General features: G+C 64.3%; 13 protein-coding genes. 5 read left to right on the top strand and 8 right to left on the bottom strand.

Translation table 11 applies throughout. The annotated features are described in order from the left end of the window. Entirely contained in the window at positions 1–927 is a 927-nt protein-coding gene (locus ACKLLE_RS01500; protein WP_420056535.1) for a quinoprotein relay system zinc metallohydrolase 1, read from the top strand. A gap of 44 nt (positions 928–971) precedes the next feature. Here the strand turns inward: ACKLLE_RS01500 and ACKLLE_RS01495 are convergent, their stop codons facing one another. After that, positions 972–1919, bottom strand: a complete 948-nt coding sequence (locus ACKLLE_RS01495) for a LysR family transcriptional regulator (protein ID WP_420056534.1) — start codon at positions 1917–1919, stop codon at positions 972–974. A gap of 85 nt (positions 1920–2004) precedes the next feature. On the opposite strand from ACKLLE_RS01495, the gene ACKLLE_RS01490 reads away from it, so the two are divergent. Then, complete coding sequence (locus ACKLLE_RS01490; protein ID WP_420056533.1) at positions 2005–2928, top strand: carbon-nitrogen hydrolase family protein; 924 nt, start codon at positions 2005–2007, stop codon at positions 2926–2928. Between the two features lie 110 nt (positions 2929–3038). Here ACKLLE_RS01490 and ACKLLE_RS01485 read toward each other — a convergent pair whose 3' ends face one another. Continuing rightward, positions 3039–4178 (bottom strand): HlyD family secretion protein, encoded by a 1140-nt coding sequence (locus ACKLLE_RS01485; protein WP_420056532.1) that lies wholly within the window; start codon positions 4176–4178, stop codon positions 3039–3041. Continuing rightward, positions 4175–5824 carry an MFS transporter gene (locus ACKLLE_RS01480; RefSeq protein ID WP_420056531.1) on the bottom strand — a complete coding sequence of 550 codons (1650 nt, stop codon included), beginning with the start codon at positions 5822–5824 and terminating at the stop codon, positions 4175–4177. The genes ACKLLE_RS01485 and ACKLLE_RS01480 overlap by 4 nt, the downstream gene beginning before the upstream one ends. Positions 5825–6122: 298 nt before the next feature. Between ACKLLE_RS01480 and ACKLLE_RS01475 the strand changes: the two genes are divergently transcribed. Then, positions 6123–7187, top strand: coding sequence for an MBL fold metallo-hydrolase (locus ACKLLE_RS01475; RefSeq protein ID WP_420056530.1), 1065 nt, complete (start codon positions 6123–6125; stop codon positions 7185–7187). A gap of 177 nt (positions 7188–7364) precedes the next feature. Further along, a complete protein-coding gene (locus ACKLLE_RS01470) occupies positions 7365–8705 on the top strand; it encodes a diguanylate cyclase (protein ID WP_420056529.1) in 1341 nt (446 codons plus the stop codon). 1 nt (position 8706) lies between these two features. Here ACKLLE_RS01470 and ACKLLE_RS01465 read toward each other — a convergent pair whose 3' ends face one another. The 5 genes from ACKLLE_RS01465 to cprA all read right to left on the bottom strand — a co-directional run bounded on the left by ACKLLE_RS01465 (position 8707) and on the right by cprA (position 12820). Further along, positions 8707–9426, bottom strand: coding sequence for a TorF family putative porin (locus ACKLLE_RS01465; RefSeq protein WP_009398475.1), 720 nt, complete (start codon positions 9424–9426; stop codon positions 8707–8709). Continuing rightward, positions 9341–10267, bottom strand: a complete 927-nt coding sequence (locus tag ACKLLE_RS01460; RefSeq protein ID WP_420056528.1) for a phosphatase PAP2 family protein — start codon at positions 10265–10267, stop codon at positions 9341–9343. Before ACKLLE_RS01460 ends, ACKLLE_RS01465 begins: the two co-directional genes overlap by 86 nt. Positions 10268–10269: 2 nt before the next feature. Then, positions 10270–10959: a lipopolysaccharide core heptose(II)-phosphate phosphatase PmrG gene (pmrG, locus tag ACKLLE_RS01455; RefSeq protein ID WP_420056527.1), complete on the bottom strand. Its 690-nt coding sequence runs from the start codon at positions 10957–10959 to the stop codon at positions 10270–10272. A 316-nt stretch (positions 10960–11275) separates the two neighbouring features. After that, positions 11276–11590 carry a DUF7693 family protein gene (locus ACKLLE_RS01450; RefSeq protein WP_420056526.1) on the bottom strand — a complete coding sequence of 105 codons (315 nt, stop codon included), beginning with the start codon at positions 11588–11590 and terminating at the stop codon, positions 11276–11278. Positions 11591–11683: 93 nt separating this feature from the next. Further along, positions 11684–12820, bottom strand: coding sequence for a cationic peptide resistance protein CprA (cprA, locus tag ACKLLE_RS01445; RefSeq protein ID WP_420056525.1), 1137 nt, complete (start codon positions 12818–12820; stop codon positions 11684–11686). 350 nt (positions 12821–13170) lie between these two features. On the opposite strand from cprA, the gene ACKLLE_RS01440 reads away from it, so the two are divergent. Further along, positions 13171–14151, top strand: a complete 981-nt coding sequence (locus tag ACKLLE_RS01440) for an alpha/beta hydrolase family protein (RefSeq protein WP_420056524.1) — start codon at positions 13171–13173, stop codon at positions 14149–14151. Positions 14152–14167: the final 16 nt, after the last annotated feature.

Here is a 14167-nt window from a genome sequence, read left to right as displayed (position 1 = left end):
ATGCGAGCCTTGCTGTGCCTGTTGAGCCTCGTCAGCCTGCCGAGCCTGGCCGACCTGGATTACCGTCTCGAACCGCGCCGGATCGCTGACGACACCTGGGTGCTGGAGGGCAGCACCGAGAATTTTTCCCGTGACAATGGCGGCAACATCGTCAATACCGGGTTCATCGTCAGCGAGGCCGGGGTGGTGGTGATCGACAGCGGCCCTTCGCTGCGCTACGGCCAGGCCCTGCGCACGGCCATCGGCAAGGTCACCGACAAGCCGGTGGTGCAGGTGCTGATCACCCATCACCACCCTGACCACGCCCTGGGCAACCAGGCCTTCGCCGATGTGCCCATCGCCGCCTTGCCAGGCACCAACGCGCAGTTGGCGAAGGAGGGCGATGGCCTGGCGGAAAACATGTACCGCATGGTCGGCGACTGGATGCGCGGGACCCAGGTGCGGATGCCGGAACAGACGCTGGAGCCGGGGGTGAAACGCTTTGGTTCCCACCCACTGCGCTTGCTGGCGTTTACCGGCCATAGCGGTGCCGATCTGGCGGTGCTGGATGAGAAGACCGGGGTACTGTTTACCGGCGATCTTGTGTTCTACCAGCGTGCGCTGACCACGCCGCACAGCCCGGGGTTGCTGCAGTGGATGGAGGATCTCCAGCAGTTGCAGGGCCTGCCCTGGACGCTGCTGGTACCGGGACATGGCCCGGTCAGCCAGGATCGCCGGCCGTTCGAGCAGATGATGGACTACCTCGGTTGGCTGGACGATCTGCTGCGCGACAGTGCGGCCAACGGCCTGGAGATGAACGAAGTGATCGCCACGCCGATTCCGGAACGGTTCGCGGCGGTGAAATTGAGCAAGTACGAGTTGATCCGAAGCGTGACCCATCTGTATCCGCGCTATGAGCAGGACTCCATGGCAAGGGTGGAACAATAAAAGTGGATGCGCTGCATACCCTGTGGGAGCGGGTTTACCCGCGATTACGGTAGTGAGTCCACTGACGTAATCGCGGGTAAACCCGCTCCCACAGGGGCCGCGGCGCTCATCAGATCCCTGATCATCTCTATTACCACCTGGATCACCGGATCCCGCGCACTGTCCGCCCGCCAGCCCAGTTCCACGGAGTAACGCGGTAAATCGATCGGGCAGGGCAGGCAGATCAACCCGGACAACCGCGCCAGGGCCAGCGCCGCGTGGGTTGGCAGCGTGGCAATGCAATCGCTGCCGTGCAACAAGGCCGGCAATGCCGCGAAATGCGTGGTCGACGCCTCGACTCGCCGGTTCTGCCCAAGTGCCGCCAGCGCCTCGTCCACCACCCCGACATAGCCGCCGGACGACACCAGCACATGCCCGCGCCGAAGAAAGTCCTCCAGCCCCAGCTCACCCGGCAGTGCACTGAGACAGCTGTATCCACCGCTGCCCAGCACCTGACGTCCCAGTACCCGTGAAGCGATGGCCCCGGCGGTCAGCGCCAGGTCGATCTGCCGCCCCATCAACGCATCCGCGGCGAGCATGCTGTGGGTTTGCTTGAACAGCAGGCGCAGGCCAGGCGCCCGCTGCTTCGCCAGGTCGATCAGGGCCCGGCCGATGGCCAGTTCATGGTCGTCCGATAGCCCCAGGGCCACGGTACGGCCATGGAAGGCGGCCCCGGCACCGCTGACCAGCAACAGGCTCTGCCGGCATTTCTCCAGCGCTGCGCCGATGATCGGACGCAGTTCCTCGCTTTTCGCAGTGGGCCGCAACCCGCGTCCGGTGCGCTCGAACAGGTGATCGCCATACACCAGGCGCAGGCGGGCGAGGGCGGCACTCACGGCCGACTGGGTGATGCCCAGGCGAATCGCTGCCCGGCCTGCGCCGCCTTCCTCGTACAGGGCTTCGAAGACCTTCAGCAGGTTGAGGTCCAGCGAGCAGATATCGATTTGCTTCATATCAGATGGTGTGTGGACTGAATTGATTGATAACGCGGTGCTGGTGACTATGCCTCAATCTACCCACCACAAGCGAGACAGACCCATGCCAACTTCCATCGTTGCCGCTTTGCAGATCGGCTCGCGCCCCGAGGGCAAGACCGCCACCCTGGAGGCGATCCTGGCCTACGAGGAGCGCATCAAGGCGTCCGGCGCCGGCCTCGTGGTCATGCCGGAGGCGCTGCTGGGCGGCTATCCGAAAGGCGAGATCTTCGGCACCTACCTGGGCTATCGCCTGCCCGAAGGTCGCGAGGCTTTCCAGCGCTACTACGAAAACGCCATCGACGTTCCCGGCGCCGAAACCGACGAGCTGGCCGGCCTGGCCCAGCGCACCGGTGCGCACCTGGTGATCGGTGTGATCGAGCGATCCGGCAACACGCTGTTCTGCACTGCGCTGTTCTTCTCCCCGGAGGGCGGCCTGGTCAGCAAGCATCGCAAGCTGATGCCGACCGGTACCGAGCGCCTGATCTGGGGCCAGGGCGACGGTTCGACCCTGCCGGTGCTGGACACGCCGGTGGGCAAGGTTGGCGCGGCGATCTGCTGGGAAAACCATATGCCGCTGCTGCGCACGGCGATGTACGCCAAGGGCGTGCAGGTCTGGTGCGCACCGACGGTGGACGAGCGCGATGTCTGGCAGGCGTCGATGCGTCACATTGCCCACGAAGGCCGCCTGTTCCTGGTCAGCGCCTGTCAGGTCCAGCCGTCGCCGAATACCTTGGGTATCGAGGTGCCGCATTGGGACGCTGATCGCCCGCTGATCCAGGGCAACAGCGTGATCGTCGGGCCGCTTGGCGACGTGCTGGCGGGGCCTTTGCGCGGGGAAGAAGGCTTGCTGACGGCGCAGATCGACCTGGAGGAACTGGTGCGGGCACGTTATGACTTCGATGTGGTCGGGCATTACTCTCGACCGGATGTGTTTTCGCTGGTGGTGGACGAGCGGGCCAAGCGGACTGTGGAGTTTCGGCGCTAGGCAGGATCGGCCTCATCGCTGGCAACGCCAGCTCCCACAGGTATGGCGTACACCGCCGAAACTTGTGAGAGCCGGCGTTGCCGGCGATGAGCCAGCACAGGCGCCGCAGATCAGGGATCAGAATGCCGGCGCGTATCGATACTCACCACCACCGACATCCCCGGACGCAGATGTTGTGCTTCCGGCTGATCCTCATCCACGGTGATCCGCACCGGAATACGCTGGGCGATCTTGACGAAGTTGCCGGTCGCATTGTCGGCCTGCAGCAGGGCGAACTCCGAGCCGGTGGCCGGGGCGATCTGCTGCACATGGCCGTGCAGCTTGAGATGGTTCAGGGCATCGACGGTGAAGCTTGCCGGCTGGCCGATGCGCACATTGGCCATCTGGGTTTCCTTGAGGTTGGCGATGACCCATTTGACCTCCGGCACCAGCGCCATCAACTGTGCGCCGGAGTTGACGTAGGCGCCGAGGCGCGTGCCGATCTGCCCGAGCTGCCCATCGCGGGGCGCGGTGACCCGGGTGTTGTCCAGGTCGATGCGCGCCAGTTCCAGCGCAGCCTTGGCGTTTTCCACGGCTGCTTCCAGGGCCGCGCGGTTGACGATCACCGTCTCGCGGTCCTGGCGGGCGATTTCCAGGGCGGCCCGGGCCTGGGCCAGGCTGGCGACGGCGGCGGCATGGCTGGCGCGGCTGAGGTCCAGCTCGCGGCGCGACACCGAGCCGTCGCGGGCCAGTTCTTCGTTGCGGCGCAGGTCGGCCTGGTTGCGTGAGGCCTGGGCCGCAGCGTCGTCGATGGCCGCCTGGCGCTGGGCGATCACTGCTTCGGCGCTGTTGCGTTGCTGCAGGTTGTTGGCCAGTGCCGCCTGCTGCTGTTGCAACTGGGCCCTGGCCTGGGCCAGGCGCTGGGTGTAGATGCGGTCGTCGAGACGTACCAGCAGCTCGCCAGCCTTGACGAACTGGAAGTCGTGCACCGGTACTTCGACGACGTACCCCGCCAGTTGTGGACCGATGATGGTCACCTGGCCTCGCACCAAGGCGTTTTCCGTGCTCTCGATGGTGCTGCCGAAGGGTGGCAGGCGCCAGGCATACAGCACGACGAGAATCCCGACGACGGCCACGGCGGCGAAACTCAAGGTCGAGAGCAGGCGTACCCTGCGCGAGCGCTGCGGGCTGCCCGGTTCGCTGGGCGGAGCGAGGCCTTCCGGGGTTTCGGCGATGGCGGTGGTAGTGGTCGAGGGCGTTTCCTGGGTCATCGGCTCGGTGCGTCGCTTGAGGGGGTGGGGACCGCGGCCTGGCGTGCGAGATAGCGCAAGCGCAGGCTGCGGATGAAGATCCAGATCATGGTCAGCACGGCGATCGTGCCGATCAGCATGAATACATCGTTATAGGCCAGGATATTGGCCTCGCGGGTTGCCGCGCTGGCCAGCAGGCGCATGCCGGCCTCGTTGCGCAGGGCCGGATCGGCAATCACGCCCGCATAGCCGGCGCCACCACTCTGGATCCTGGCGTTGACCAGGGGTTCCAGGTAACCGAGGTTTTCCACCAGGTGACTGGAGTGGAATTTCTCCCGCAATGTCTGGAAGGTACCGAGCAGCGCCGCGCCGAGCAGGCCGCCGAGGTTGTTGCAGATACCGAACATCACCGAAAAGCTCACCAGGTTGCGCGGGTTGGCGCGTACATGGCCGATGCCCAGGGCCATGCTCGGGCCGAGGAAGAAGGTGCTGCCGAAGGCCAGCAGGAACTGGCTGAAGTACATCTGTGCCGGGCGGGTCAGGTTGCTCGACGAGCTGTCCATGAAGGCACCGGCTGCCATCGCCGCCAGGGAGACGAACAGCGGCAGCACCAGGTGCTGCGGGGTGATGGTCAAGGCGCTGGTAGCCAGCCCCGTCGCAGCGCCGAGCAGCATGATCCAGTACAACTGGCGCATCTGCTCGCTGCCCATGTTCAGCGCTTGCAGGAAGCCCACCGCCCCGGTGGACTGCTCCGAGGTCACCATGCGGATCAGCACCACGCACAGGGCCAGGCGCACGATGGCGCCGCTGCCCAGCCAGCGGGTCATCAGCAGCGGGTTGCTGCGGTTGTGCTCGATGGCGAGGCCGCTGCATACCAGGGCGATGGACGAGGCCAGGGCCACGCCGATCCAGGGCGCGTCCAGCCACCAGTCGATGCGGCCGAGGGAGAGTACTGCGCAGAGCAGCGCGGTGCCGCTGGCCATCAGCGAAAAGGTCAGGAAGTCCAGGGGCTCGAAGGTCTTGAAGCGGTCGCCGGGAGGGAGCTTGAGCATCAGCACGCAACCCAGTGCGGCCAGGGCCAGCCCCAGTTCGAACAGGTACAGGCCGCGCCATTCGGCGATCTGCAGCAGGTCTTCGGAAAACACCCGGGCCAGCGGTACGGCCAGTTGCGAGGCGCCAAGCCCGAGCACCATGGCCTTCAGGCGCCACTGCGCCGGGAACGCCTGGATCATGTAGTACAGGCCCAGCGAGCTGAGGGCCGCGCCGACCATGCCATGAGCGGCGCGCACGGCGATGGCCGAGTTGAGGTCGTTGACGAACAGATGGGCGAAGGTGACCAGGGCATAGAGCACCAGGAACACTTCGGTAAAGGCGCGCAGGCCGAATTCCTGGCGGAACTTGACCAGCAGCAGGTTCATCGACACGTTGGTCATGACGAACGCAGCGGGCAGCCAGGCCATCTCGGCACTGGTCGCGCCCAATGCGCCCTGGAGAAACGGCAGGTTGGCGGTGACCAGCGCGTTGCCCAGGCCGCCGGTGATCGCCACCAGCAGGCCCACCGCAGCAAAGGCCATGCGCTTGGCCGGGGCATGCAACGGCGTCGACGGGGAGCCGGGCAATGCAGGTTTTTCGTGGGGGAGCCACTGGCGGGGGGCGTATTTGTCCATTAAGCAGGGCGTTGGCCATGAGGATGTAGGAAAACTTTACGCGAGGTGCAATGGGAAGAGAATCATCAGGGACCCTACTGGCCTCATCGCCGGCAACGCCGGCTCCCACAGGGGGGAACACCACAGAACCTTGTGGGAGCCGGCGTTGCCGGCGATGAGGCCAGTAGGGTCCCCACGGAGCTTCCTGCTTGCATATTCCTCCAAGCTCATTGCCCGATCCCCGCCGGTTAATCTTCCTTCACTTGAATCCCCGGGCATCCCGAGTAGATTGGAAACCTCGCCCCGGAGGATTCCGCCCGTGAAACCCGAGCATGCCCATTCGCCCCAGGCCCGGCAGGGACGCTTTCACAACCTGACGCCACGTCCGGCCGACGCGCCGGCGCCGGACGCCAGGGTGCTGTGGAACCTGCTGTTCAACAAACCGCGCTTCACCGTGCCGCGGGTGGCATTGCCCGTGCAGCGCCTGACCCGCCAGGATCTGGAGCAGGCCGCCGACGGCAGCCTGTACCGCCTGGGACATTCGACCCTGCTGTTCAGGCTCGAAGGCCACTGGTGGCTGACCGATCCGGTGTTTTCCCGGCGGGCTTCGCCGTTCGCCTTCGCCGGACCCAAGCGCTTTCACGAACCGCCGATCAGCCTTGCCGAGCTGCCGCCGATCCGTGGGGTGATCCTCTCCCACGATCACTACGACCATCTCGACCGCGTCACCATCAAGGTCCTTGCACCCAAGGTGGAGGTGTTCGTCACGCCGTTGGGCGTCGGCGACCGCCTGCTGGCCTGGGGCGTGCCGGCGCACAAGGTGCGCCAGTTCGACTGGTGGCAAGGCATCGACGCCGGCGGCCTGCACCTGACCGCCACGCCGGCGCAGCATTTTTCCGGTCGCGGCCTGCGTGATGGCAACCGCACCCTGTGGTGCTCCTGGGTGATCGAAGCGCCCGGGTTCAAGGTGTTTTTCAGCGGCGACACTGGCTACTTCGACGGCTTCGGCGAGATCGGCCGACGTTTCGGCCCCTTCGACCTGACCCTGATGGAAACCGGCGCCTGGAACGAACACTGGCCCTACGTGCACATGCACCCTCGGCAGACGGTACAGGCCCATGTCGACCTGGGCGGTCGCTGGCTGCTGCCGATCCATAACGGCACCTTCGACCTCGCCATGCACGCCTGGTACGAGCCTTTCGAAACCGTGCTGGAACACGCGGCGCAGCAGGGCGTCAGCGTTGCGACGCCGGGCATGGGCGAGCGCTTCGACCTTCGCGCGCCGCAGGCCGGCAAGCGCTGGTGGCGCGAAGCGGTGGCCGAGGAAAAACGCGCCGAAGCCGGGGCGCGCCCACGGCGTTGCTGCCTGCACGGGGAGCGCTGACTGCCAAGACTTTCACGTTCAACGTGCAATAGAATGCGCGCCTGGCGAGCACATGACGCCCGCCAGCGATTGAACGCCCCTTCAGGTCCGAAGGGGCGTCACGCTTTCTGCTGAACTGAAAATAGGCCAGACATGCCAAGCGTTTCTCCAGAAGTACAAGCCAGGGAATGGCATTCCATGGTCGCGCAGTTCCCCGACGCGCTGACACACGCCTTGAAAGGGCTGGTCGAGACCCACAAGGTCACCCTCGCCGCACGTTTCTACGAACAGATGCTGGCCGACCCCAACGCCTCGCTGATCCTCTCCCATGAAGACGTCAAGAGCCGCCTGGGCAGCTCGATGCAGGCCTGGTTGGTGAAGGTCTATTCGGCCCGCGCCGGTGATGACTTCCTGCCGCTGGTGGCTTTGCAGAAGCAGGTGGGCGAGGTGCATGCACGAATCGACGTGCCGCTGCACCTGGTGCTCGGCGGTGCGCGCTATCTGAAAAAGCAGCTGTACCAACTGATTGCCGAGCAAGGCTGGGTCGCGCAGGAGCATGCGCAAATCCTGCGCCTGGCCAGCGAGACCATGGACCTGGCCATGGAAATCATGAGCCACGCCTACAGCCGCTCCCATGACCGCAACTCGCGCAACGAGGAAGGCTACCGGCTGTTCTCGGTATTGCAGAACATCACCACCGAGCGCGAGCGCCAGCGCGGCGCCTTGCTCGATTGGGAAAACAGCCTGATGTTCGACTTGGCGATGGGGGCCAGCGGGGCCAATCTGCCGCGCCTGGCCGCCGCGGATTTCGGCCTGTGGTTCCGCCATAAGGGCGCCTATGCGTTCCAGAACACCCGGGAAAGCGAGCAGATCCTGGCGATCATCCGTCATGTGGACGACGAGCTGCTTCCGCGTTTCCTCGCTGCCGCGGGCGACGAAGCGGCGCGCATGAGCCTGCTGCGGGAGATCCGTGACCGGACCAAGAGCCTGATGTTCAACCTCGATAGCCTGTTCAACAGTGCCAACGAGCTGGAAAGCGGCCGCGACGTGCTCACCCGCATGCTCAACCGCAAGTTCCTCCCGGTGGTGATCGGCAACGAGATCGCCATCGCGCAAAAGACCGGCCAGCGTTTTTCGGTGCTGTCGGTGGATATCGATCACTTCAAGTCGATCAATGATCGCTTCGGCCACGACGCCGGCGACCTGGTCCTGCAGCAGGCTGCGGAGATCCTCAGCAGCCACAGCCGCGCCGGGGACTACGTGTTCCGCATGGGCGGCGAGGAATTCCTGATGATCCTGGTCGACATCAACAATGCCAACGCGCTCAAGGTCGCGGAAAAGCTGCGGCACAAGATCGGCGCGGAAACCTTCAACCTGACCGAGGGCCGCAAGCACCGGCTCACCGTGAGCATTGGCGTGGCGACCTACAGTGGACACCCGGATTACCAGCATCTGTTGCGCCAGGCCGACCAGGCCATGTACCAGGCCAAGCAGGGCGGGCGGGACCGGGTGGTGTCCTACGACACCCTGGACGGCTGATTCAGAAGAAACTGCGCTGTGCCTTGAAGGTGATGGTGCTGTCGCAATAGGTGTTGATGCCCGAGTAGGCCTCGCAGCCACCACCGCTGAGGTCCGAATTGCTATAGATCAGGTCAAGGTCCATGCCCAGCCAGGGCCTTGAAAGCTGCAGCGACCAGTCGCTGAAACTCTGCACCTGGCTGCCATCGCCGATGGTGAAGGGTGTGCCCAACTGATGATGGGCGAGCTTAAGGGTGATTCCGGCATCCAGCAGCGGCACCCGGCCGAGATCGGCGAACAGGGTGCCGGTGCGGTTGTCGGGGTTGTTGCGCAGCGCGCCACCGAGGCGACTGCCGAAGATCGACAGGCCGCCATACAGCGCGTAGCTGTCGTTGCCGGAGACGTTGGGCAGGCTGTAGTGGATCAGCCCCACCTCGTAGCCAAGGCTGTCGTTGAAGCGCTGCCGGGTGCCCAGGTAGCTGTCCAGGCGCAAGGTGGTGTTTTCCGAGAGGCCCATGCTCGGCGCGTACTGGCCGAAGTACCAGCCGCTGGCGTGGCTGACGTCCAGCCCGCCATGGAAGGCGCCCAGGGGACCGGGCGATATCAGCCCCTGGGCCATGCTGCGGGAACTGGTGGTTCCCAGGCGGAAGTCGAAATCACCCAGCTGGCGCTGGATCTGCTGGGCCTGTGCGATCTGGCTGAAGGCCGTGGCGGCCAGCAGGAGTAAAAGCGGCCTGGTCATGGTCACTGCCCTGGAAAGCTTGTACTAGAGCCCCAGAGCTTACCGCCAGCGGGCGCGGGTTTAAACCCTGCTGGCCTTGCAATGCCAGCCTCCCGTAGAACAGCAGTGCGCTCGCCCAGCTCGCCAGCCAGACCACGATCCCCGCCCAGAAGGTATGCGACATATAGTGCCAGCCCTGCAGTACCCGGGTGGTGCCGTAGAGCGTGCCGATCAGCAGGATCGCCACCAGCAGCTTGCGCGCATGGGGCCAGCGGTGGCGCAGGGCGACGAAGTACAGCGCCAGCAGCGTGAAACCGCTGGAGGCATGGCCGCCCGGCCAGCAGCGGCCGGGGCCGGCCTTGTCGAACAGCGAAAAGTTGCTGAACCACTCCAGGTGCGGTTGATCGCCGCCATACAGGGTGGTTTCCACCGGGCAATACACGCCCGTATGGCTTTTCAGGTAATGGATAAGCGTGGTGCTCAGGGCGAAGGCCGTAACCACGTACAGCAGGTCGCGCCGGTGCTGTGCGGTAAACCGCAGCAGTGGAGCGATCCGCGCCTTGTCCAGCAGGCTGACTGCTCGTTGATGCCTGGCCAGCAGGGGCCATGAGAAAGACAGCAACATGCCCACGATAGCCGCCTCGCCGGTCCAGTCCGGAAGGATCCGCGGCCACTTGTGGGTGAGTTTTTCGAACAGTTGGCTGTGCTGCAGGATGTACTGCTGGGTGGCCGGGTCATAGAACAGGTCGTTGATCAGGCGATCCAGGCGGGTCAGGTCGAACAGCAGGAAGGTCGCGGCCGCCAGCAGCAGCGGCACGCCCAGGTTGACCAGGTAGAAGTCCTTTCGCGAAGCAGTCCGCATGCTTATTTCCCCGCGCTGGCGACGACTTTGCGCCATTCGTTGGCATTCATCTGGCCGAGAATCCGCGCCTTGCCGTCATTGTTCATCGACACGAACAGGGCGCTGGCGTATTCGCTGGAGCGCTCGCCACCGGGCACCTTGAGCTGGCGCTCGACGTGGTCGATGCAGCCACTGTGGGTGACCAGTACCAGGTTGACGCCGGGCCGTTTGCCTTGCAGGGCCGCATGGGTGAAATCGCGATCGCATTCACCGATCCAGTCACGACTGGCGACCTCCTTGCCGAAGATGAAGTGAGCCGTCTGCCGGGTGCGGTACTCGGGGCTGCTCAGCACTTCGGCGTCGCCCAGGCCAAGGCGTTGCAAGCCGTTGCCCACTTCGATCGCAGCCTGGCTGCCTTCTACGGTGATGCCGGTGGGGTCGCTCAGGCAGGGGTTGTCGGAACGGTCGCAGCGTTCGGCATGACGGATCAGCACGATCACCTTGCCCTTGGCCCATTCGGCATAAACCCCGCTATCGAGCATCTGCTGCTCACTACCCAGGCTCATGACATGTGTCCTCGAGAAAAGCCACGTGGCTGACGCGGCCAGAAGCAGAAGGGCGCACAGGCCCGGGACCAGCAGTTTTTTCGAAATCGGGAGACGTCGCTTGGGACGGGAGGGAAGAGCGGGATTATCGAAAACGCCTTGCAGCATGACTGTCACTCCGGGACAAGCACTACGGGAATGACGGCAATTTAGGCAACGGCGTGTCCGGGGCGGGTGAAGGAGATGTCAAAAAAGAGTTGTAACCAAGGTTTTCGGTTGCCCATGGTGCACTCGATAAGGGCTGCGCTGTCGCACAAAGAACAGCTTCAAAGCACGACGCGTACCTTGTGGGAGCGGGTTCACCCGCGATTACGTTAGTGAATTCACCATCGTAATCGCGGGTGAACCCGCTCCCACAAGGTACGTGCAAATCAAAGAATTATGTTTTGTCCTGCAGGAGCCGGCGATGTGTGGCGGCAGAACCCTACAGAACCTGCAGCATCCCCTCGACCCGCTGCCGTTCCCACTGGCTCATGAACTCCACGGGGTTGGTCCCGTAGGGATGTCCGGCATCGAAGATATAGGCGGCGCCTTCAGGGTTGTAGCAGCGCTCGCAATGCCCCAGGGCATCGCCATCGTTGTAAAGGGTGAAGACCCAGCCATCCACTTCCACCGTCAGCAGTCCATTGCGGACTTCGCTCCAGCCCTGTTCGCCGATTCGCCGCATGGGGCGGATGCCCTGGGCAATGTCGCGGAGAATCTGGTAGGCCTCACGGGGTGTCAGTGCTGGGGTCTTCAAGATTGGCGGGTATCTGGCGGAATTCGCGGGTGAGGGTACAGCAGCGGCCGACGGAATTCATCCGCCAGCCGCACGAATCAGCCGAAAGGCTAACTATTTGAAATCCCACTGCATCTGCGTGGCAATGCTGACCCCGCTGGAGGAGCGCACGCAGACATCCAGGTAGTCGGTGAACCGCGGGGGCAGGGCGATGCCTTCTTCGAGCAGGCGGCTGTTGTCGAACAGGTAGTTGAGGTCGGCGAAGCCGCTGTACAAGCGCAGCGCGCGCAGGACCAGGCGCGGGTTGGCCGGACCGATGCGGGCGGCGAAGTCGCCGGCCAGTTCCTTGAGGTCGTCCACGCCGATCTTGCGATAGCGCGCGCCCACGGGGCTGGCGCCATTGGCCGAGGCAAAGGCTTCGTCGATCTCGGCGAAGCTGCAGGCGGCATGATGACCGGCGGAAACGTGGTAGAGGTTATGCCGCAGTCGTGGCTTCAGGGCCAGGCCGATCAGGGCCTCGGCGCAGTAGTCCACCGGAATCACGTCGATCTGCTCGTCCAGCCCGCAGGTAAAGCTCTCGAGGGCGAAGCCCATGCGGAACACCCAGAAGATGCTGCCCGATGCCTGGCAGCCGAGGGTGCGATGACCAACCACGATGGATGGGCGTGCCACTACCAATGGCAGGCCTGGCAGATCCACGCTCATGCGCCTTTCGATCTCGGCCTTGGAGGCGGTGTAGTCCACCAATTGCTCGGCGCCGTCGGGAAAACTCCACGATTCGCTGATGGGCGAAGCCTGTTGCGGGCCGCAGCACATGGCCGTACCGACATGCAGGAAGCGCTTGAGGCGCTTGGAGCGGCTCATCACGTCGGCAAAGGCGAAGGTGCCTTCGACATTGACCGGCCAGATGCTCGGGTTCTTCGAGAAGGAGGCTACCGCAGCGCAATTGATGACCCGCTCGATCTGCATCAGGCGCGGGGTTTCCCGGGGCAGCCAGGCGGTGTCGAGAAAGTCGCCGCAGATGATTTGCTCGGCGTGCAGGAACTGCAGGGCACATTCGCCGACACCATGCTGGCGCAGATTGTCGCGCAGGCGTTCAAGGCCTTGGCCGCGGGTGTCGGCACGCACCAGGAACGACAGGTTGGCGCCATGGCCTTCGGCGAGCAGTTGCGCGGTCACCGCACCGCCGAGAAAACCGGTGGCGCCGGTCAGGAGAATGCGTTCTTCGATAGCGATAGGAGCGGCTTGCATGGTCTCAGGTGTCCTGCAAAGAGTGGGTTACCCATGTTTCAAGGCCTCATGCCGGAACTTCTGGATTAACCTGGGTTGTCGGTGTCTATACATTTTCAGGCGGCACGCGGTCGCTGTCCGCGCGGATGTTCATGCGCGCGGACCCGGGCTGTATGCCTTGCGGTATAGGCCTTGCAGCTCGATGGCAAGGCTGTGCCATGATCTCCGGGCACATCGAAGTTGGCAATTAAACAGAAGGGCAAAGCGGGTGAAATAAAGTTAATCAGGCCAGGGCAAAGTTGTACGCGACGGGAATTATTAAATTAATCTCATCGTGTAGATCATCACTGAATGACAATAAGAGATTGCGCATGAAGCGTTGTGTTTACCTGTTCGCTGTCCTGTTGACAGTTGCCCATGTGGCGGGCGCCGCTGACTTGCGCAGATTCGACCTGCCCGATGAGGCAGGGGCGCTGCATTACTATGCTTCGCGACCCGTCGGTGAGCGCAGCGTCCAGGCGGCGCTGGTGGTGCTCCATGGGCATCCGCGGGACGCCAGCCGCAGTTTCGCCGCCGGTCTGCAGGCGGCACGGATGGCCGGGCGGCTGGCGGACACCCTGGTGGTGGCGCCCTTGTACCAGGTGGAGGATGCGCGCCATTGCAGTTCGCCGGGCGAGCCTGCGGCGCAGCCCGGAGACGCACGCTGGACCTGTGGCAGCTGGCTGGCCGGAGAGCCATCGCTGGGAGCGCATCCGATCAGCGCCTTCGCTGCGCTGGATGCCCTGGTCATCGAGTTGGTCCGGCAATATCCCGGCTTGCGCAACGTCACCCTGGCCGGGTTCTCGGCCGGGGCACAGATGCTGCAGCACAGCGTGGCCTTTGCTGCCGAGCCCCCGGTCGGGGTCGGATTGCGCTACGTGATCGCCGACCCGGGGAGCTGGCTGTACTTCGATCCGGTGCGGCCAGTGGCGCAGGGCAGCGGGTTTGTCATGGAACTGCCGGCACAGGCGTGTGCCGGATACAACGCCTGGAAATATGGTACCGATGCCTTGCCCGCCTGGCTGCCCGCCGATACCGGGCAGGCCAGGGCGCGCTATGCCGCAGCGCGGGTGGATTACCTGGAAGGCGGCCTGGACAACAGTGCAGGGCAGGGCGCGTTCTATCCGGTGCTGGACAAATCCTGTGCTGCGATGCTCCAGGGCCCCTTCAGGTTGCAGCGGGGCCTGGGTTTCCTGGCCTATGAGCGGGCAGTGCTGAAGTTACAGCGCCGGATGCTGGTAGTGCCGGGTTGTGGACATCGGGTCGAGTGTGTCCTGCCGTCGGCCGAGGGGCGGTCGCTGTTGTTCGATTGACCTGGCGAATGCTCGG

The sequence above is a fragment of the Pseudomonas bharatica genome, from assembly GCF_048586865.1.
GTDB classification, from domain to species: Bacteria; Pseudomonadota; Gammaproteobacteria; order Pseudomonadales; family Pseudomonadaceae; genus Aquipseudomonas; species Aquipseudomonas bharatica.
The sequence above is the reverse complement of the archived record's forward strand: the minus strand, read 5'-3'. Positions and strand labels throughout refer to the sequence as shown.

Bases quoted from the DNA above. Each gene is read 5' to 3' on its own strand.
- ACKLLE_RS01500 (WP_420056535.1), top strand. From the start codon at position 1: ATGCGAGCCTTGCTGTGCCTGTTGAGCCTCGTCAGCCTGCCGAGCCTG.
- ACKLLE_RS01495 (WP_420056534.1), bottom strand. From the start codon at position 1,919: ATGAAGCAAATCGATATCTGCTCGCTGGACCTCAACCTGCTGAAGGTC.
- ACKLLE_RS01490 (WP_420056533.1), top strand. From the start codon at position 2,005: ATGCCAACTTCCATCGTTGCCGCTTTGCAGATCGGCTCGCGCCCCGAG.
- ACKLLE_RS01485 (WP_420056532.1), bottom strand. From the start codon at position 4,178: ATGACCCAGGAAACGCCCTCGACCACTACCACCGCCATCGCCGAAACC.
- ACKLLE_RS01480 (WP_420056531.1), bottom strand. From the start codon at position 5,824: ATGGACAAATACGCCCCCCGCCAGTGGCTCCCCCACGAAAAACCTGCA.
- ACKLLE_RS01470 (WP_420056529.1), top strand. From the start codon at position 7,365: ATGGTCGCGCAGTTCCCCGACGCGCTGACACACGCCTTGAAAGGGCTG.
- ACKLLE_RS01465 (WP_009398475.1), bottom strand. From the start codon at position 9,426: ATGACCAGGCCGCTTTTACTCCTGCTGGCCGCCACGGCCTTCAGCCAG.
- ACKLLE_RS01460 (WP_420056528.1), bottom strand. From the start codon at position 10,267: ATGCGGACTGCTTCGCGAAAGGACTTCTACCTGGTCAACCTGGGCGTG.
- pmrG (WP_420056527.1), bottom strand. From the start codon at position 10,959: ATGCTGCAAGGCGTTTTCGATAATCCCGCTCTTCCCTCCCGTCCCAAG.
- cprA (WP_420056525.1), bottom strand. From the start codon at position 12,820: ATGCAAGCCGCTCCTATCGCTATCGAAGAACGCATTCTCCTGACCGGC.
- ACKLLE_RS01440 (WP_420056524.1), top strand. From the start codon at position 13,171: ATGAAGCGTTGTGTTTACCTGTTCGCTGTCCTGTTGACAGTTGCCCAT.